This window comes from Halioglobus maricola (assembly GCF_009388985.1).
Lineage (GTDB): Bacteria > Pseudomonadota > Gammaproteobacteria > Pseudomonadales > Halieaceae > Halioglobus > Halioglobus maricola.
On the sequence record NZ_CP036422.1, the window covers coordinates 4,194,338 to 4,213,433 of the forward strand.

Sequence of the window (19,096 nt, forward strand, 5' to 3'; positions counted from 1 at the left end):
CCTTTAGCTGCGCAGAAAGTTCACTATCCAGCGCGCCACCCGATCGCCCTGTTCTGCAGTCGCCAGCGAAGCCATCCCCTCTTCATAGATCTTCTCACCAATCATCTCGCGGCGGAGGTTCATGATTTCTGTCGAGTAGCCCGGGGTAAACTCCGGGTGACCCTGGAAAGTGAGGATGTGATCTCCGATTTGTACCACGGCGTTCTCACAAAAATCGCTGCTCGCCAGTACCTCGGCGCCCTCAGCGTTCTCCACGACCTGGTCCTGGTGGCTCACCAGAATGTGAAAGTCGGGGTTTTCACCGTCGTGCCAGCCTGGTGCCGTCGAAAAGCTATGGGTGTGCAGGCCCTGCCCCCAACCCTTACTCGATTTTTCGGTCTTCCCTCCGAGGGCCTGCGCCACCAGTTGATGGCCAAAGCAGATACCCACAAGCTTCTTCTTGCGTGCATTGATTTCACGAATCAGGTCCATGGATCTGGCTATCCAGGCTTTGTCCTCATAGACCGACGATTTACTGCCCGTCATCAGGTAAGCGTCGACCTCGTCAACATCGGCGGGAAACTGCCCTTCCTCCACGTCATAGGTGACAAACTCCAGGTCCGGATCAACCTCGCCGAGGAGCGAGGTGAACATATCGGGATACTCACCGTATTCGCGCACGAACTTCGGGTTGACCGCGTCTGTCTTGAGAATACCTATCTTCATCGTTCACCAGTCCATATGTAGCGGGCCAATCCCGGCCCGAAAAAGGCATCATAGGAGAGCACTCGGCCAGGTGTCTATACCACCTTAGGGCGCTGATTTGTCACGGAAAATACATGAATCTGTAACCCCACTGCCACACCCCGGAGCGATCCTGATGGCATGGAAATACTAGGTAAGCTACAAGAACTGGAGATGCGGCTACTGGCACGCGTGTTTCGCCAGACCGAGCGCCGCATGGTCATTCCCCTGGCGCGGGCCATTTCCCACTCGGGAGATGGTTATTTACACGTACTCGTGCCGCTGCTGCTATGGTCTCTCGCCCCGGCGGGCTTCTCCAGCCTACTACCCCTGCTGGCACTGGCCCTGCTCATTGAGCGCAGCGTTTACTGGTGCGTCAAAAACGGCCTGCGTCGTCCTCGGCCCCAGGAGGCAGTGCCGGGATTCCGCAGCCTGATTCACGCCAGTGATCAATTCAGCTTTCCTTCAGGACACAGTTCCGGCGCCTTCTTGCTGGCCACCTGCCTGTTCCTGGTTTACGGCCCTGTTGCCACCCCGGTGTACCTGTGGGCATTCACTGTCGCGCTCTCACGCATCCTGCTGGGAGTGCACTTTCCAGGCGACACACTCGCCGGTGCGCTCATGGGAAGCGGTATCGCCATAATCGCCGCATCAATACTGGGCTTGTCCTGACATGAAAATTCTCTACGGCGTTCAAGGCACTGGCCAAGGGCATATCAGCCGCGCTCGCGCTATGGCACTAGCACTCAGGGAATGGCCGGTAGAGGTCACCTGGCTCTTTTCCGGCCGCCCCCGTGAGGCGCTCTTCGACATGGAGTTGTTCGGAGACTTCGAGTACCGCCATGGTCTTACTTTCACCACCTGCGCGGGCAAGCTTCACTACACACGCACCGCACTGGACAATAACGTATCCCGCTTTCTGGCAGAGTCTCGCGACCTGGAACTGGATCGCTACGATCTGATCATCAGCGATTACGAACCTGTGATCGCGCGTGCTGCAGCTAAACAGGGCCGCAGACTCATCGGCATTGGCCACCAGTACGCCTTTGGCACAGACACCCCACGCGCGGGAACCAGCTGGCTGCAGGAAAAGATAATGTCCAGTTTTGCCCCGGTAGACGTGCCGATCGGGCTGCACTGGCACCCCTATGCCGACAATGTCCTTCCCCCTATTCTCGACCTGCCTGAGCTGCCGCTAGAGAACGGCGAGCACATGGTGGTGTATCTGCCTTTTGAAGATCAGGGCCTGGTCACCGAGGTTTTGCGCCAGTTCCCACTTCAGAAATTTGTGCAGTACTCGTCGGCACTAGGCAATTCAGAACACGGCAATGTCAGCTGCCGCAAGGCCGATGTGACAGGTTTCAAGTCGCACCTTGCCAGCTGCAGCGGCGTCATCTGCAACAGCGGTTTCGAGCTCATCAGTGAATGCCTGCAGTGGCGCAAACCGGTGCTCACGAAACCACTGGACGGTCAGATGGAGCAACACTCCAACGCTCTGGCGCTGCACCAGCTTGGCTACGCGACGACCACCTCAGTGTTCGATGTAGCCAGCCTTGGCGAGTGGCTGGAGCGGCCGCATGTCACCGCAGACATCCAGTTCCCCGATGTCGCCGAAGCGCTCGCTAGCTGGCTGGCCGCTGGCGCCCAGGCATCACCGGCGAGTCTCAACCAGCGCCTGTGGGGCGAGCAGCTTCCTGCGCGCATTCCCCCACCCCGCCCCGGCCCAGATATCACCCAGAAGCTCACGGCAATCGCCTGACGCCGCACCTTGGGCTGACGCCTGCAATCGGTTAAGGTGGAGCGCCCAAATCGCCATGGGCTTAAAGATTTTGATCATCCGTCTCATCTACATCACCGCACTGCTGCTCGGCGCGACTCTCGCGAACGCCAGCGAATACACCGGCAGCGATAGCTGCAGTGGCTGCCACGCAGAAGAACACGCGTTGTGGCAGGGATCCCACCACGATCTGGCTATGCAGGTCGCGAACGAAGAGACCGTGCTCGGAAATTTCGACAACGCGACTTTCGAGTACAACGGTATCACCAGCCGCTTCTTCCGCGATGGCGATCGCTTCATGGTGCGCACTGACGGCGAAAACGGCGAGCTACAAGACTTTGAGGTGGCCTACGTATTTGGCGTGACACCTCTACAGCAGTATCTCCTACCCCTGGATCGCGGCAGGTTACAGGCCCTGAGTATCGCCTGGGACGCCCGCCCGGCAGCAGAAGGCGGCCAGCGCTGGTACCACCTCTACCCGGACGAGCCGATCGATGCGAATGACCCCCTGCACTGGACTGGTCCCTACCAGAATTGGAATACCCGTTGTGCCGAGTGCCACAGCACCGATTTGAAAAAGAACTACGATGCCAGCACTCGCAGCTTCAACACGACGTATGAAGAAATTGATGTTTCCTGTGAAGCCTGCCACGGCCCTGGCAGCAAGCATCTGGAAGACGTCCATGCCGGTGGCTTTCCGGTAGACCTCGCCCAGCGCGGGCAATGGGAATTTCCCGAGGAAGGCGCCATTGCCCAGCGCACTGAGCCACTGGATTCCCGCACCCAGGTCGATAGCTGCGGCCGCTGCCACGCAAGGCGCGGCACGCTCGGTGACTACCACTACGGTGCTGACCTGCTCGATACCCACCGTCTGTCTGTGCTGCAGTCGCCTCTGTATCACTACGATGGCCAGATCCTCGACGAAGTCTATGTGTACGGCTCCTTCCTCCAGAGCAAGATGCACCAGGCGGGCGTTGTCTGCAGTAACTGCCACGAACCCCACAGCGGTGAAATCAGAGCGCCGGGTAACGGCGTTTGCGCGCAGTGTCACAAGCCCGCCACTTACGACACCCCAGACCACCATTTCCACGAAACCGGCAGCAGTGGCGCTTCCTGCGCAAACTGCCACATGCCCGAGAGCACCTACATGGGTGTAGACCCACGTCGCGATCACAGCATGCGCGTCCCTCGCCCCGACCTCTCTGTCGTCATGGGAACACCCAACGCCTGTAATCAGTGCCACACTGACAAGAGTGCCGAGTGGGCTCTTGAAGCACTGCGTGAAAAAGGCGTTCAATACCGCGACACTGGCAGCCACCCCGCTCGGTACTTCGCCCTGGCGAACCAGGGAGATGCCCGCGCCCTGCCTGCCCTCGCCCAATTGGCCAATGACCCTGGCGCCGCACCGATCTGGCGGGCGACTGCGATGGAGGCGTTAGGACAGAACGGTGGCAGGGAAGCGACCCAGACCATGGCCGCCCTGCTCTACGATGACGACGCCATTATTCGCACCAGTACCGTGCGCTCCCTCGACTTTATCCCACTGCAGCAACGCTACCAGGTGCTGGTCCCGCTACTGAACGACCCGGTGACCTCGGTGCGCATGGAAGTGGCCCGCCAGCTTGCGAGCGTGCCACTGGATCAGATCCCGGAGGAGCAATCCAAAGCACTGGAGCGCGTGTTCCGTGAATACGTCACCGTCATGAACCAACACGCTGATATGCCCAGCGTGCAACTGCAGCTGGGGATGTTCTACGCCAATCGCGGCGACACACCTTCAGCCGAGAAGGCCTATCGCGAGGCCCTGACACTCAACCGGCAATTGATTCCGGGATACCTGAACCTGGCGGATCTGCTGCGCGGTCAACAGCGCGACGATGAGGCTCGGGAACTGCTGCAGCAGGCTATTGTGATCTATCCAGAAAGCGGCGCGGCCCTGCACGCTCTCGGCCTGCTGGAAACTCGCAGCGGGGACAGTGCAAAAGCATTGGACTATCTATCACAAGCAGCCCAGCTGGAAACCGCGGGCACCCGCCATCGCTTCGTCTACGCCATCGCCCTGCACGACCTGGGCGATCCGCAACAGGCAATACGCGAACTGGAGAAGTTGCTCTCGGATGTACCATCTGACGAACAGGTGTTACTGGCACTGGCAAACTACAACGCGGAAACCGGCCAGAAGGCGCGCGCCAAGGCCTATGCGCAGAAGCTGGTGCGGCTGTATCCGCGCAACCAGAACTATCAGCAGTTACTGCAGGGGCTCTAACTGAAAATAGGCGTCGAGCTGGGCCTCGTACTCGGCGCGTATCGCCACCGACTCATTCGCCAGCTGATGGCCAGCTTCGTCGAGATAGGCAATTCGGCTGCCGGGATATAGTTTTTGAATAGCGCCCATGTTGTAGCGCCAATCTACCGTGCCATCGCGCCGGCCCTGAATAACAAACACCGGGCCTACACCCAGGTCCTCCAGCGGCAGGTCTGCCAGCCAACGCTGCAAGGCTCCCAGCCAGTCCAGCGATACCCGACGGTACTGCAATGGATCGCGGCGCACGAAGGCGAGAAAATCCAGATCAGATGAGTTGCTGTTGAACTTCCGGTTCAGCGTTTCCACAAAGGGGCTCAGCAGAGTACGCGCCAGCTGTACGCCGCGCCATCCCGCCGGCCGCACCAACGGCGCAAGCATGGCAGCTTGCTGAAAAGGCCACTCATAGCGACGGGCAAACTCGGTAAGGGCCGCGCAGCCCGTACTCTGTCCCATCGCAAAGAGCGGCAGGTCCGGTAATTCAACCGCGTTAAGCACCGCGGCTATCGCATCGCCATAGTCGCTGAAATCACCAATGACCGCCCGCTCGCCCGTGGAAAGTCCATGGCCGGGTAAATCGAAAATCAGGACATTACAGCGGCGCGATGTCGCGTAGTCGATCACCTTGTCGTAGATGCCGGTGTGGTCGTAGTAGCCATGCACCAGCAGCAGGTTGGCCACGGCATTGGGCTGCAGCCAGAGCTGGGTCATCAGCTGGTATTCACCCGAGTTTACAAAACCCGAGTGGTATTCATTACTGGCGGGGAATGTCAGATTGTAGAAAGAGAGGTAAGCGGAAAGAAGGGCGCTATCTGCAGCACCCTGAGGATAGGGTAGCAGGGCGTCGCGCAAGCGATTCAATGCTGATTGCTGCACGTTGCGCCCTCAATTCAATCAGTTGACCTTGGGCGTGAGCTCGCCGGCGTCGTACATCATGTGAACAGCTTCCAGCGAGCTCACCTTGATCTTGTCCGCGGCGCCCGCCGTGTTGAAGGCCTCGTAACGCGCAATACAGATATCGCGCATGGCATCGGTGGTCTTGGCGAGGAATTTGCGCGGATCAAACTCGGCGGGGTTCTCAGCCAGGAAGCGACGCACCGCACCGGTTGAAGCCAAACGCAGGTCTGTATCGATATTGATCTTACGCACGCCGTGACGAATACCTTCCTGGATCTGTTCAACGGGCACACCGTACGTCTCGGGGATTTCTCCGCCAAACTCGTTGATCACCGCCAGCCAATCCTGGGGCACGGAAGAGGAGCCATGCATGACCAGGTGAGTGTTGGGGATTCGCCGATTAATCTCCTTGATACGATCAATCGCCAGGATATCGCCAGTGGGTGGGCGAGTGAACTTGTAGGCCCCGTGACTGGTGCCGCAGGCAATAGCCAGCGCATCTACCTGAGTCGCTTTGACGAACTCTGCGGCCTCTTCGGGATCTGTCAGCATCTGTTCATGGGTCAGCTTGCCGGCGGCACCAATGCCGTCTTCTTCACCGGCTTCACCAGTTTCCAACGAGCCCAGGCAACCCAATTCGCCCTCCACAGAAACGCCGCATGCATGCGCCATCTCGACAACCTGACGAGTCACCTCGACGTTGTAGTCGTAATCCATTGGCGTCTTGCCGTCGGTACCCAGAGAGCCATCCATCATCACCGACGAAAAGCCAAGTTGAATGGAGCGCTGACATACCGCAGGCGACGTGCCATGGTCCTGATGCACCACCACAGGAATGTGGGGGAACTCATTCATGGCTGCTTCCATCAGCGCCCGCAGAAAAGGTGCGCCAGCGTATTTACGGGCGCCGGCAGATGCCTGCATGATCACCGGTGAATTCGTAGCGTCCGCCGCTTCCATAATGGCGCGGGTCTGTTCCAGGTTGTTCACGTTGAATGCTGGGACGCCGTAGTCGTTCTCGGCGGCGTGGTCCAGCAATTGGCGCAAGCTGATCAAAGCCATGTGGGGTTACCTCTGCGGTGATAATGTTGTTGTGTGTTTAGTCGTTCGCCCGGGATTCGAGCATCGCGACTGCCGGCAGCACTTTACCTTCAACGTATTCCAGGAAGGCGCCGCCACCGGTCGATATATATGAAACCTTATCGGCGATACCGTACTTGTCAATTGCCGCCAGGGTATCGCCGCCGCCTGCAAGAGAGAACGCATCGGATTCAGCGATCGCCTGAGACAGGGCTTCGGTACCCGCGCCAAACTGGTCAAACTCGAAGACCCCCACGGGACCATTCCAGAGAATGGTGCCGGCGGTTTTGAGGATCTCAGCAATTTCAGCGGCGGCATCGGGGCCGATATCAAAAATCATATCGTCTTCTGCGACCTCGCCAGCTGCCTTGAGTTCTGCAGCGGCGGTTTCGGAAAACTCCTTGCCAGTGACCACATCTGCAGGCACCGGGATATTGGTCTTGGCCATCAGCGCCTGGGCATTGGGGACAAGGTCGTGCTCGCACAGGGACTTGCCCACGGGCTTGCCGGAGGCGGCGAGGAAAGTATTGGCAATGCCTCCGCCGACAATCAACTGATCGACTTTATCCGACAGTGTCTCAAGTACCGTTAATTTAGTGGAAACCTTGGAGCCGCCCACGATCGCAACCATCGGACGCGCGGGTGCGGACAGGGCCTGCTCCAGTGCACTGAGCTCTCCCTCGAGCAGCGGACCGGCGCAAGCCACCGGGGCATATTTCGCCACGCCGTGAGTAGACGCCTGAGCGCGATGGGCGGTGCCAAAAGCGTCCATGACAAACACATCACACAGGCCTGCATAGGCGCGCGCCAGGCCCTCGTCATCTTTCTTCTCACCGGGATTAAAGCGCACGTTTTCCAACAGCGCGACCTCACCGGCATTGAGTTCAACGCCCGACTTCCAATTCTCTATGAGGCTCACTTTTTGATTCAACAGGCCCGCCAGATGGTCCGCCACAGGTGCCATCGAAAACTGGGGTTCGAACTCACCTTCTGTGGGCCTGCCCAGGTGTGACATCAGAATAACTTTTGCCCCGGCATCCAGTGCCAACTTGATGGTAGGCAGGGCTGCGCGAATGCGCGCATCAGAAGCAACGGCCCCGTCCTTGACCGGCACATTCAGGTCTTCGCGGATCAGCACCCGCTTGCCCTTCAGGTCCAGGTCTTGCATCAATTTTACGTTCAGGGACATAGGGTAGGTCTCCTATAAACTTGTCCAGTGAGCGGCCACGTCCAACATGCGGTTGGCATAGGCCCATTCGTTGTCAAACCAGGTAAGCACCTTCACCAGACGCTTACCACTGACACGGGTCTGGCTGGCATCGACGATACTGGAGCGAAGGTCCTGGCTGAAATCACAGGACGCCAAAGGCTCTTCAGTATAGCCCAGCACCCCCCGAAAACGCGCTTGCGCTGCGTCATGCAAAATACGGTTTATCGCTGCCACATCCGTGTCCTGCAAGGTCTGGACTGTCAGGTCCATCGCCGAGACATTGAGTGTGGGCACCCGCAGCGCCTGGGCACTAAAGCGGCCCGTCATCTGCGGCAGGATACGCTCGACACCGCGGGCAAGTCCCGTATCAATCGGGATAATCGAGTGTGAGGCGGCTCGTGTCTTGCGCAAGTCCGTGTGGTGATACGCGTCCAGCACGGGTTGGTCATTCATCGCCGAGTGGATGGTGGTAATGGTGCCGGTCTCGATGCCGACGCTGTCACTCAAGGCCTGGATAATCGGCACGATGCCATTGGTCGTACACGAGGCTGCCGACGCAATGCGGTGCTCAGCGCTGAGCTGCTCCTCGTTGATTCCGAAAACTACCGTCGCATCCACATCCGCCTGAGCTGGCTGGGAAAACAGCACCCGTCCAGCGCCACGAGCGAGATGTTGCTCGGCGGTAGCCCGGTCGCTAAAGGCGCCCGTGCACTCGAGCACCAGATCGATCCCGAGCTCACCCCAGGGCAGGGCATCAATCGTGTCGTGGCGCAGCAATTCGATGGGCCGGCCATCAATCGTGAGCCGGCTGTCATCACCTTCTATCGCGCCCGGGAAGCGACCGTGGGTGGAGTCGTAGCGAGTCAGGTGGGCTACCGTGCCGGCATCGGCCAGCTCATTGATCGCCACAACCTGCAGGCACTCCTGCAGCGGGCTCTGCTGCAGGGCCCGTAAAACACAGCGACCGATGCGGCCGTAGCCATTGATCGCCAGACGGATCATCGACAAATCCCGCTATCAGTCCAACAGCACGTCTTCGACTGCGGCAACCACGTTGTCCACAGTAAACCCAAACTCCTTGAACAGGTCGCCGGCAGGCGCAGATTCACCGAAGCTGGTCATACCTACGACACGGCCGTCCAGGCCGACAAACTTGTACCAGTAGTCAGCGTGCAGGGCCTCAACCGCGACGCGAGCAAGCACATCGGAGGGAAGCACGGCTTCGCGATACGCGGCATCCTGGGCTGCGAAGATCTCGGTACAGGGCATAGACACCACACGTATCTGCTTGCCCGCGCTCTCCAATCGCTCGGCCGCTTCCATAGCCAGGTGGACCTCGGAACCGGTGGCAATGACGATGGCATCCGGCGTGCCCTCGCAGGCTTTGAGGACATAACCGCCGCGGGCGATGTCTGCCAGTTGGGCCGCATCGCGATCCTGGTGAGGCAAGCCCTGGCGCGAGAAGATCAGTGAGCTGGGGCCGTCCTTACGCTCTACCGCTACCTTCCAGGCTACGGCAGATTCAACGGTGTCACACGGGCGCCAGGTATTCATGTTTGGCGTGGTGCGCAGCGAGGCGACCTGCTCTACTGGCTGGTGAGTGGGGCCGTCTTCGCCAAGACCGATGGAGTCGTGGGTAAATACAAAGATGGACTGCTGCTTCATCAGCGCGGCCATGCGCACGGCATTACGCATATATTCCATGAAGACAAGGAAGGTGGCCCCATAGTTGATGAAGCCGCCGTGCAGGGCAATGCCGTTCATCATGGCAGCCATGCCAAACTCACGCACCCCGTAGTAAAGATAATTGCCACTGGCGTCGTCCTTGCTGACACCCTTGGAGCCGCTCCAGATAGTCAGGTTGGATCCGGCGAGATCGGCAGAGCCACCCAACAGCTCCGGCAACAGTGGGCCGTATGTGTTGAGGCAGTTCTGAGAAGCCTTGCGAGACGCAACACTCGCCCCCTCTGCCTGACACTGTGCGATGTAGGCGTCGGCTTTCTCGCTGAAATCAGCAGGCAGATCGCCCGCCAGGCGACGCTTGAGTTCCTCGGCCAGCTCAGGGTGCGCCGCTTGATAGGCTGCGTAAGATTCATTCCACGCCTGCTGCGCTGCTGCCCCTTTCTCTTTTGCATCCCAGCCGGCGTAGACTTCATCGGGAATAACGAAAGGCTCATGGGGCCAGTCGAGAGCGACACGAGTAGCCGCAATTTCATCACCACCGAGGGGCGCGCCGTGGCAGGACTCTGTGCCTTGCTTGGCGGGAGAACCCTTACCGATAATTGTCTTGCAGCAGATCAGGGTGGGTTTGCCGGGCTCGTGACGAGCGGCCTCGATAGCTGCCTTGATCTCGGAAGAACTGTGGCCGTTTACATCGTTGATGACCTGCCAGCCGTAGCTGCTGAAGCGGGCCGGGGTATCATCGGTAAACCAACCCTCGACTTCACCGTCGATAGAGATGCCATTGTCATCGTAGAACGCGATCAGCTTGCCCAGGCCCAGGGTGCCGGCCAGCGAGCATACCTCGTGGGAGATGCCTTCCATCAGGCAGCCATCGCCGAGGAATGTATAGGTGTGGTGATCGATGATCTCATGGCCATCGCGATTGAACTGGGCGGCGAGAATTTTCTCCGCCGCGGCCATGCCAATAGCGTTGGCGATACCCTGCCCCAGCGGGCCGGTAGTCGTTTCCACGCCGGGCGTGTAGCCGTATTCCGGGTGCCCCGGGGTTTTACTGTGTAGCTGGCGAAAGTTCTGGATCTCTTCTATCGGCAGCGCGTAACCAGTGAGGTGCAGCAGGGAGTAGATGAGCATGGAGCCGTGACCGTTGGACAGCACAAAGCGATCGCGATTGGCCCACTCCGGATCGGCAGGGTTGTGCACCATGTAGTCGTTCCACAGCACCTCCGCGATATCGGCCATACCCATGGGAGCGCCAGGGTGGCCGGAATTGGCCTTCTGGACCGCGTCCATGGACAGGGCGCGGATAGCATTGGCGAGTTCAGTTCGAGAGGAAGACATCGGTATCTCCGTGTTGGCGGGTGGGGCCGGATTTAAAAGGGCCGCCATTTTCGCGTAACAGGGCCCGAACAGCAACGAAAATTCCCGCCAGAAGGCCCGCCAATGCTGCCATATCAATATATTTCGATGCCAACATTTGGGCTATATCAAATTATTTTGATATACATTGATTTCCCTGCTAGAATCCCGCGCCATGTCATCCGTCGAAGAAGCCGTCTCCAGCCCGGGCACAGCCCTGGCCAACGATCTGGCAGCGCTGTGCAAAGCCAGCGCTGACCCGTTGCGCCTGCAGGTTTTGCGTGTTCTGCGAGAGGATTCTTTCGGTGTCTCCGAACTCTGCAGCATCTTCGAGATACGCCAACCTGCATTGAGCCATCACCTCAAGGTGCTTGCCAGCGCAGGCCTTGTAGCGACCCGCCGCGAAGGAAACGCCATCTTTTACCGCCGCGCGCAGTTGAGCCAGCGCCCTGAGCTGGAGACGCTGCAAATCGCTCTGTTCGGCACCGTTGACCAGATCGAACTACCCGCCGCAACCCAGCAGGCCCTGACCACACTGCATGCGCAACGCGAGGCCAACTCGCGCAACTTCTTTCGCGACAACGCGCAGAAGTTCCGCCAACAGCAGGATCTGATTGCCAGCTATGAACAATATGCCGGCACCGTCGCGGAAGTATTGCGCAACGCCCCGCTGGAGAAGCGCGGCACCGCACTGGAAGTGGGGCCCGGTGATGGCAGCTTCCTGCTCGAGCTCGCCCCCCAGTTCGAGCGCGTTATCGCCCTCGACATCGAAGCGATAATGTTGGAGCAGGCCAAACAGAAAACCACGGAGGCAGGCGCCAGCAATATCGAATTTGTTCACGGCGACACCGGCAGTGATGAGCTGCAGCCGCTACAGGCAGACTGCGTCGTTATCAATATGGTGCTTCATCACACCCCCGACCCCGGTCAGATCCTCAGTGATGTAGCAAGCCACCTCGCGCCCGGCGGGGTCGTACTGGTGACTGACCTTTGCGCCCACGATCAGGGATGGGCGCGCGAGAATTGCGGCGATCTGTGGCTGGGCTTTGACCCGGCACAGCTCACCGGGTGGGCGGCGAGCGCCGGACTCACAGACTTAAACAGTGCCTATCTGGCGCAACGCAATGGATTTCAAGTACAGGTGCGCCTCTTCGGCCACCCTGGATAATTACGTAAGAAGGAAACACCTATGAGTGAGTACAATATTTTCACGTCGGAATCGGTTTCTGAAGGCCACCCCGACAAGATGGCGGATCAGATATCTGACGCCATCCTCGACGCCATCCTGGCGGACGACAAGCACGCTCGCGTCGCGGTCGAAACCATGGTCAAAACCGGCATGGCGGTCGTTGCTGGTGAAGTGACTACCTCTACCTATGTGGATCTCGAAGACGTTGTTCGCCAGGTCATTCTGGATATCGGTTACGACAGCTCAGACGTGGGCTTCGACGGCGCCTCTTGCGCCGTGCTCAACGCCATTGGCAAGCAGTCCCACGATATCGCCATCGGTGTCAACGAAGGTGAAGGTGCCCACGAAGAACAAGGCGCTGGCGACCAGGGTCTGATGTTCGGCTACGCCACCAGGGAAACCCCGGTGCTGATGCCTGCACCCATCTACTACTCTCACCGCATGGTGGAAAAACAGGCCCAGCTGCGCAAAGAGGGTGTTCTGCCCTGGCTGCGCCCCGACGCCAAGAGCCAGGTAACACTGCGCTATGAAAATGGCGTACCCGTCGCCATCGATGCGGTGGTGCTGTCTACCCAGCACGATCCAGACATCAGCCAGAAAGATATCCACGAAGCGGTAATGGACCTGATCGTCAAGGAAACCCTGCCCGCTGAGTGGCTGCACGCCGACACCAAGTACCACATCAACCCTACCGGCCAATTCATCATTGGCGGTCCGGTTGGCGACTGCGGCCTGACCGGCCGCAAGATCATCGTAGACACCTACGGCGGCATGGCCCGCCACGGCGGTGGCGCATTCTCCGGCAAGGATCCGTCAAAAGTTGATCGCTCTGCCGCTTACGCTGGTCGCTACGTGGCCAAAAACATTGTCGCGGCCGGCCTGGCCGACCGCTGCGAAATCCAGGTGTCCTACGCGATCGGCGTAGCAGAACCCACATCCGTTTCGGTGAACAGCTTCGGCACCGGCAAAGTCAGCGACGAGAAAATCTCCGAGCTGGTCGGCGAGCACTTCGACCTGCGCGCCAAGGGCCTGGTCGACATGCTGGACCTGAAACGCCCGATCTACCGCAAGACAGCCGCCTACGGCCACTTCGGCCGCGAAGACGCGGATTTCACCTGGGAAGCAACTGACAAAGCTGACGCGCTAAAAGCCGCACTGTAATTAAAGGAGCACATTATGAGCACTGCAGAAAAAATCGAAACCACAGCCGACTACAAAGTCGCCGACATCTCACTGGCCGATTGGGGCCGCAAAGAGCTGGACATCGCCGAGGGCGAAATGCCCGCGCTGATGGCCCTGCGCGCCAAGTATTCAGAGAGCAAGCCGCTCGCTGGCGCGAAGATTCTGGGTTGTATCCATATGACCATCCAGACTGGCGTTCTGATCGAGACACTGACCGCCCTGGGCGCCGAAGTGCGCTGGTCTTCCTGCAACATCTTCTCTACCCAGGACCACGCTGCTGCAGCCATCGCTGCCGCCGGTGTTCCCGTGTTCGCCTGGAAAGGTGAGACTGAAGACGAGTACGACTGGTGTCTGGAGCAAACCATCCTCAAGGATGGCCAGCCCTGGGACGCCAACATGATATTGGACGATGGCGGCGACCTGACCGCCATGCTGCATGAAAAGTACAGCACCATGCTGGACACGATTCACGGCATCACCGAAGAAACCACGACCGGCGTACACCGTCTGCAGGAAATGCTGGAAGCCGGCACCCTGAAAGTGCCCGCAGTCAACGTGAACGACTCTGTCACGAAGTCCAAGAACGACAACAAGTATGGCTGTCGCCACTCTCTGAACGACTCTATCAAGCGCGGCACAGACCACCTGCTCGCTGGCAAGAAAGCGCTGGTTATCGGCTACGGCGACGTGGGCAAGGGTTCCGCCCAGTCGCTGAATCAGGAAGGCATGATTGTTAAGGTCGCGGAAATTGATCCCATCTGCGCCATGCAGGCCTGCATGGACGGCTTTGAAGTTGTTTCCCCTTACCTCAACGGTATCAACCTGAGCAACGACGAGTGCATCGACACCGCACTGCTGGGTAACACCGACCTGGTGGTGACCACTACAGGTAACTACAACGTGTGCGACGAGTACATGCTGCGCGCCCTGAAGAACGGCGCGGTTGTATGCAACATCGGCCACTTCGATAACGAAATCGACACGGCCTACATGCGTCGTAACTGGGAGTGGGAAGAAGTTAAGCCACAGGTACACAAGATCTACCGCGACCAGGCAGCCAACGATCACCTGATCCTGCTGTCCGAAGGCCGCCTGGTAAACCTGGGGAACGCCACCGGTCACCCCTCACGCATCATGGACGGTTCTTTCGCCAACCAGGTATTGGCCCAAATCTACCTGTACGAGCGCAAGTTCGCCGATCTCGAGCCAGAGATGAAGCCCGCCGCCCTGGCAGTAGAAGTGCTGCCCAAGAAGCTGGACGAAGAAGTTGCGGCCCACATGATTGGCGGTTTCGGTGCGGTACTGACTAAACTGACCTCCGAGCAGGCTGAGTACATCAACGTCAATGTCGAGGGCCCCTTCAAGCCCGAGGCCTACAAGTACTAAGCGGTACATAAGGAGACACTGTGGCCAAGCCAAGAATCAGCTTTGAATACTTCCCGCCGAAAACCGATACGGGCAAGGACAAGCTGCTGAGCGAGACCACCCCGGCGCTAAACGAGTTGAACCCTGAGTTCTTCTCGGTGACCTACGGCGCCGGCGGGACCACCCGGGACACAACCCTGGGTGTGGTCTCAACCATGCGCGAGGCAGGCATTGACGTCGCACCCCACATTAGCTTCGGCGGGGACGACGAGGACACCATGGCGGAGTTGCTGCAGACCTACAAGGAACGCGGCATCAAACGTCTGGTAGCTTTGCGCGGTGACATGCCTTCGGGCATGGGCGCCGCAATGCAGCTGGTGTACGCCAATGAACTGGTGGAATTTGTCCGGGACAAAACCGGCGATCACTTCAATATCGAAGTGGCCGCCTACCCGGAGATTCACCCCGAGTCCAAGAACTATGACAGCGATGTGCAGTTCCTGAAAAAGAAGCTGGATGCCGGCGCCAACAGCGCCATCACCCAATACTTCTACAATGTGGAAGCGTACTTCTATTATCTGGACCAGTGCATGGCGGCGGGTATCGACAAGCCCATCTATGCCGGCATCATGCCGATTACCAACTACCAGAATCTGGCGCGTTTTTCCCGCAACTGCGGCGCAGAAATTCCCCGCTGGATCTGCCAGAAGATGGAGGGCTATGGTGATGATCAGGAGTCTATTCGTCAGTTTGGCCTGGAAGTCGTCACCCAGCTGTGCCAAACCCTGATGGACTCAGGCTGCCCCGGCATTCATTTCTACACCATGAACCAGGTTGAGCCCACCCGGGCGATTTACAACAGCCTGGGACTTTAAGCAGCAGACCCCATGGGCACGGCCTTGGCCGTGCCCACTTTCACGTCTTCTCCCTCACGATTTGTAGTAGCATGCGCCAATGCGCATTCCCCGTATTTACACCCGCCAGGCATTGCAGCCCAACAGCGAAATTGAGCTGGAGCCCGGCCCGAGCCAGCACCTTGCCCGCGCCTTGCGGATGCAGATTGACCACCAGTTGATTCTATTCGACGGCACCGGTGGCCAATATCCTGCGAGTATCACAGCGGTAGGCAAGAAGCAGGTTGCTGTAAAAACAGGAGCATTTGACGACCGCGATGTAGAATCGCCTCTCTCCATTCATCTGGGGATCGCCATCTCACGAGGCGATCGCATGGACTGGGTGGTACAGAAGGCGACAGAGCTGGGTGTTGATCGCATCACCCCCCTGCTGACAGAGCGCACTGAAATGAAGCTCAAGGGCGAGCGTGCCGAAAAGAAGATCAATCACTGGCAGCAAATCGCGATCAGCGCCTGCGAACAGTGCGGGCGCAACATAGTGCCCGACATTGAGCCTCTCTCTGTTTGTGGCAACTGGGTTTCATCTGTCCAAGCCGAGACAAAGCTGGTGCTGCATCACCGGGCAGACAACATACCCGCCGGCAGTTCGGCACCGGAAAATATCGCATTGCTGATAGGCCCGGAAGGGGGTTTGAGTGCCGATGAGATTGCGGCTGCAGAAAGTGTTGGCTTTCTATCGCTGCGACTCGGCCCCCGGGTATTGCGCACCGAGACAGCCCCGCTGGCCGCGATCACCATCCTCCAGTCCAGGTGGGGCGATATGTCGCTAGAAAGCCAGCCTCAGTCGTAGGCCCAACACCCAGATTGAACTTTCCGCAGGATTAACGGCTGGATTGCGGATGTACTGCACATCCGGGGTGATCGCGAGCTCTTCGAAAAGTTGGATACGGTAGTACGTTTCCAATGTCGTCTGCTCAGGCAAATCCGGCCCATAGGTGCTCTCCATCGGCACTCCCCAGTTGAGCCCGACACCCAGAAGATTGCCACCCGGCACTTTCCTCCAGGCGAAGCCGGTGCTCACACTCTCCTCGAGAATCGAACCCCCGTCATCGGCATAACCACCGCGCAAAAATACAGTCCAGTGCCGATTGAACAATCGGCTCCATGAGAAGTTGGCACCCCAACCCTCTTCCACGCCGGCTTCTTCGCGTTCATCCGTTTGCCACAGGCTGATATGGACGTTGTTGAGAAAGGCCGTCTCGCGGCTGCTGTTCCAGCCTATATCAAGATGTTTAAAGTACTCTCGATCACTAAAGAACGTATCGAATGTCTCACTGGGATCATGCGGATCCGAATTGGTATCGGCAAAACCACCGATCACATATAGCTGGTCCGTCAGATAGCCCCCCACTGCCACACCCAGGCCCTCGTTAGGCACCGGCATAGAGGCGCTGCCGGTAGAAAAGGCGTAATTGAAGAAGTCCGTCCACGGGCTTGCCAGTGTATAAACATCCACATAATCGCTGGTATCAAGCCAGCCACCCAGAACCACGAGGTTGCCGTCGAACATCCGTTGACGCCAGTACAGGTTGGTCAGGCGCAGCTGCTGATCGCTGAGGGTCAGGTGCAAGAGGCCGGCATATCCCACCTCACTGGCCAGGCCCTGGGGAGAAACACTGCTGCCATAGGCATGCCGGTGCTCTACCTTCCACACCAGTGCACCGGAATCCGCACCCTCCCCATCGTAGGCCTGCCAAACGCCATAAAAACGCAATGCACCGCCGGCGCCGCTGTCATCACCCGGGCTCTCAGTCGCATAAAGATAGGCCGAAATGTAGTCAGTGCTCCAGCTTACGCCGACGGAGGTTTCAATCTCCTTCTTGCGCGCCTGCCAGGCATCTACCGTGCTGCTCTTGAAAAGCGGGTCTCCCGGCAGGGCATCAATACCGATGCGACGCTCCACCTGGTCGGGTCCGGCGATGCTAAACCAGCGCACCCACTCTCGCAGTGTTTCCGGGCTGCACTGTTCAAGCTCCAGTTGCGTGCAGGCCAACTCCTCCAGGTCTTCTTGCTGAATTTCATCAGCGGCTGCGCTCACTCCAAACAGGCCGGAGAGCCCAGCGAACACCGCGCATAACAGTCTAATCGGCACGGTCCCAGCGAGCGTGCGCCCATTCCAGAAATTCGGTTACCGCGTGGACGGTGTGATCGGTGCGCACCGAGTGGAACACCTCGAAAGCGTGCTGAGCGCCGGGCAGTTCAGCATAAGCCACCGGCTCTTTGGAGGCCTGCTCCAGCGCCGCTACAAAATTCTGCGCCTCCTCCACCCACACCAGGGTATCGTGGCTGCCGTGCACCACGAACATCGGCGGCGCGTTGTCGCTCACATGCGTGAGGGGAGAGCCCGCTTCCCACAGCTCCGGGTTTTCTTCGCGGCTAACCTGTAACACCTTGTCAGCGAGTATTTTTTCCATCGACATCTCGGGGCGAATACCATCCCGATCCAGGAAATCATAAACGCCATAGAAGGGCACTGCCGCCTGGATACTGGTATCAGCATCTTCAAAATCAGGCTGGAAGGGCGCGTAATTTGGCGTGAGGGCTGCCAGTGAGCTCAAATGGCCACCGGCTGAACCGCCTGTAATCGCGATGTAGTCCGGGTTGCCGCCATATTCAGCAATATTTTCCCGAATCCAGGCAATGGCCTTTTTGACATCAACAATATGCGCCGGGAATGCCGCCTTGGGGCTAAGCCGATAATTGATAGCAACGCAGATCCAACCCCGTTCGGCCAGATGATACATAAGGGGCAGAGCTTGTTGCTCTTTCTCGCCAATCATCCAACCGCCGCCGTGAACCTGCAGCAAAACGGGAAATCCGCCCTCACGGGGTTGGTCCGAATGGTAAATATCGAGCCTGTTGCGATCTCCGGCATCACCATAGGCAAGGTGCGAGTGAACCCGTACACCTCGTCTCTTCATGGCAAAGGGCTTAAGCCAGGACCCTGCGCTGATGCCGTCTTCCAGCAACTTATGGCGCTCAGTGGGAATCTCGTTGCGATAGCCCTCGCCCAACCCGCGGCGCAGTGCCAGCCCTAGGACGCGTGGAGAATCCATGGCCTGCACATGCAAGTAAACGAGGCCAAGCCAGGAAAGGGCAAAGAGGCCGAGTCCTATCTGAGCCAATGGCTCACCGAGCAAGCCGCTGAATGCGAGCAGAGCGGTCAGCCCTATTTGCCAGATGAGGTGAATGAGCGCGAGCTCACCCGCCAACCAGGCCGCAAGGAAGTACAGCGGGGCCAACCAGTACACTCGCCGCGCCTGGACGATCGCCGCCCAGGTGAACATTACGGAAACGATTGCCAGAAAAAAGTAAAACCCTGCCACTAGATATCTCCACCGGTTATAACAACACCCAGTTTAGGTGAGGTATCTGGATTTCACTAATGTCTTCTCTTGCGCGCGCCAGAGCCATTGCG

16 protein-coding genes are annotated in these 19,096 nt (G+C 58.7%); 8 read left to right on the forward strand and 8 right to left on the reverse strand.

The window, feature by feature from the left end:
* Window positions 1-3: 3 nt before the first annotated feature.
* Entirely contained in the window at window positions 4-705 is a 702-nt protein-coding gene (locus tag EY643_RS19000; RefSeq protein ID WP_153240734.1) for a glutamine amidotransferase-related protein, read from the reverse strand.
* Window positions 706-864: 159 nt separating this feature from the next.
* Here EY643_RS19000 and EY643_RS19005 point away from each other — a divergent pair, with 159 nt between their 5' ends.
* The 3 genes from EY643_RS19005 to EY643_RS19015 are packed head-to-tail and all read left to right on the forward strand — an operon-like array spanning window position 865 to window position 4,766.
* Window positions 865-1,395, forward strand: a complete 531-nt coding sequence (locus EY643_RS19005) for a phosphatase PAP2 family protein (RefSeq protein ID WP_205743105.1) — start codon at window positions 865-867, stop codon at window positions 1,393-1,395.
* Between the two features lies 1 nt (window position 1,396).
* On the forward strand, window positions 1,397-2,482 hold the full coding sequence (locus EY643_RS19010; RefSeq protein WP_153240735.1) for an MJ1255/VC2487 family glycosyltransferase: 1,086 nt from the start codon (window positions 1,397-1,399) through the stop codon (window positions 2,480-2,482).
* Window positions 2,483-2,537: 55 nt separating this feature from the next.
* Window positions 2,538-4,766 carry a tetratricopeptide repeat protein gene (locus EY643_RS19015; RefSeq protein ID WP_240732766.1) on the forward strand — a complete coding sequence of 743 codons (2,229 nt, stop codon included), beginning with the start codon at window positions 2,538-2,540 and terminating at the stop codon, window positions 4,764-4,766.
* On the opposite strand, the gene EY643_RS19020 is transcribed toward EY643_RS19015, so the two are convergent.
* From EY643_RS19020 to tkt, 5 genes are read right to left on the reverse strand one after another with little or no spacing between them, the layout of a single operon-like run.
* Entirely contained in the window at window positions 4,749-5,678 is a 930-nt protein-coding gene (locus EY643_RS19020) for an alpha/beta hydrolase (protein WP_153240736.1), read from the reverse strand. The genes EY643_RS19015 and EY643_RS19020 overlap by 18 nt on opposite strands.
* 18 nt (window positions 5,679-5,696) lie before the next feature.
* On the reverse strand, window positions 5,697-6,761 hold the full coding sequence (gene fba, locus EY643_RS19025) for a class II fructose-bisphosphate aldolase (RefSeq protein WP_153240737.1): 1,065 nt from the start codon (window positions 6,759-6,761) through the stop codon (window positions 5,697-5,699).
* 37 nt (window positions 6,762-6,798) lie between these two features.
* The gene (locus tag EY643_RS19030; protein ID WP_153241135.1) at window positions 6,799-7,962 is read right to left on the reverse strand and encodes a phosphoglycerate kinase; all 1,164 of its coding nucleotides are present in this window, start codon (window positions 7,960-7,962) and stop codon (window positions 6,799-6,801) included.
* Window positions 7,963-7,980: 18 nt separating this feature from the next.
* Entirely contained in the window at window positions 7,981-8,991 is a 1,011-nt protein-coding gene (locus tag EY643_RS19035; RefSeq protein ID WP_153240738.1) for a type I glyceraldehyde-3-phosphate dehydrogenase, read from the reverse strand.
* Window positions 8,992-9,006: 15 nt separating this feature from the next.
* Window positions 9,007-11,010, reverse strand: coding sequence for a transketolase (gene tkt, locus EY643_RS19040; RefSeq protein WP_153240739.1), 2,004 nt, complete (start codon window positions 11,008-11,010; stop codon window positions 9,007-9,009).
* A 193-nt stretch (window positions 11,011-11,203) separates the two neighbouring features.
* On the opposite strand from tkt, the gene EY643_RS19045 reads away from it, so the two are divergent.
* The 5 genes from EY643_RS19045 to EY643_RS19065 all read left to right on the forward strand — a co-directional run bounded on the left by EY643_RS19045 (window position 11,204) and on the right by EY643_RS19065 (window position 16,468).
* On the forward strand, window positions 11,204-12,196 hold the full coding sequence (locus tag EY643_RS19045) for an ArsR/SmtB family transcription factor (protein WP_153240740.1): 993 nt from the start codon (window positions 11,204-11,206) through the stop codon (window positions 12,194-12,196).
* Window positions 12,197-12,217: 21 nt separating this feature from the next.
* On the forward strand, window positions 12,218-13,378 hold the full coding sequence (gene metK, locus EY643_RS19050; RefSeq protein WP_153240741.1) for a methionine adenosyltransferase: 1,161 nt from the start codon (window positions 12,218-12,220) through the stop codon (window positions 13,376-13,378).
* 15 nt (window positions 13,379-13,393) lie between these two features.
* The gene (ahcY, locus tag EY643_RS19055; RefSeq protein ID WP_153240742.1) at window positions 13,394-14,785 is read left to right on the forward strand and encodes an adenosylhomocysteinase; all 1,392 of its coding nucleotides are present in this window, start codon (window positions 13,394-13,396) and stop codon (window positions 14,783-14,785) included.
* Window positions 14,786-14,805: 20 nt separating this feature from the next.
* A complete protein-coding gene (gene metF / locus EY643_RS19060) occupies window positions 14,806-15,639 on the forward strand; it encodes a methylenetetrahydrofolate reductase [NAD(P)H] (RefSeq protein ID WP_153240743.1) in 834 nt (277 codons plus the stop codon).
* A gap of 79 nt (window positions 15,640-15,718) precedes the next feature.
* The gene (locus EY643_RS19065; protein ID WP_153240744.1) at window positions 15,719-16,468 is read left to right on the forward strand and encodes a 16S rRNA (uracil(1498)-N(3))-methyltransferase; all 750 of its coding nucleotides are present in this window, start codon (window positions 15,719-15,721) and stop codon (window positions 16,466-16,468) included.
* Here the strand turns inward: EY643_RS19065 and EY643_RS19070 are convergent.
* A complete protein-coding gene (locus EY643_RS19070; RefSeq protein WP_153240745.1) occupies window positions 16,445-17,770 on the reverse strand; it encodes a carbohydrate porin in 1,326 nt (441 codons plus the stop codon). The genes EY643_RS19065 and EY643_RS19070 overlap by 24 nt on opposite strands.
* Window positions 17,760-19,004: an alpha/beta hydrolase gene (locus EY643_RS19075; RefSeq protein ID WP_153240746.1), complete on the reverse strand. Its 1,245-nt coding sequence runs from the start codon at window positions 19,002-19,004 to the stop codon at window positions 17,760-17,762. The genes EY643_RS19070 and EY643_RS19075 overlap by 11 nt, the downstream gene beginning before the upstream one ends.
* Window positions 19,005-19,096: the final 92 nt, after the last annotated feature.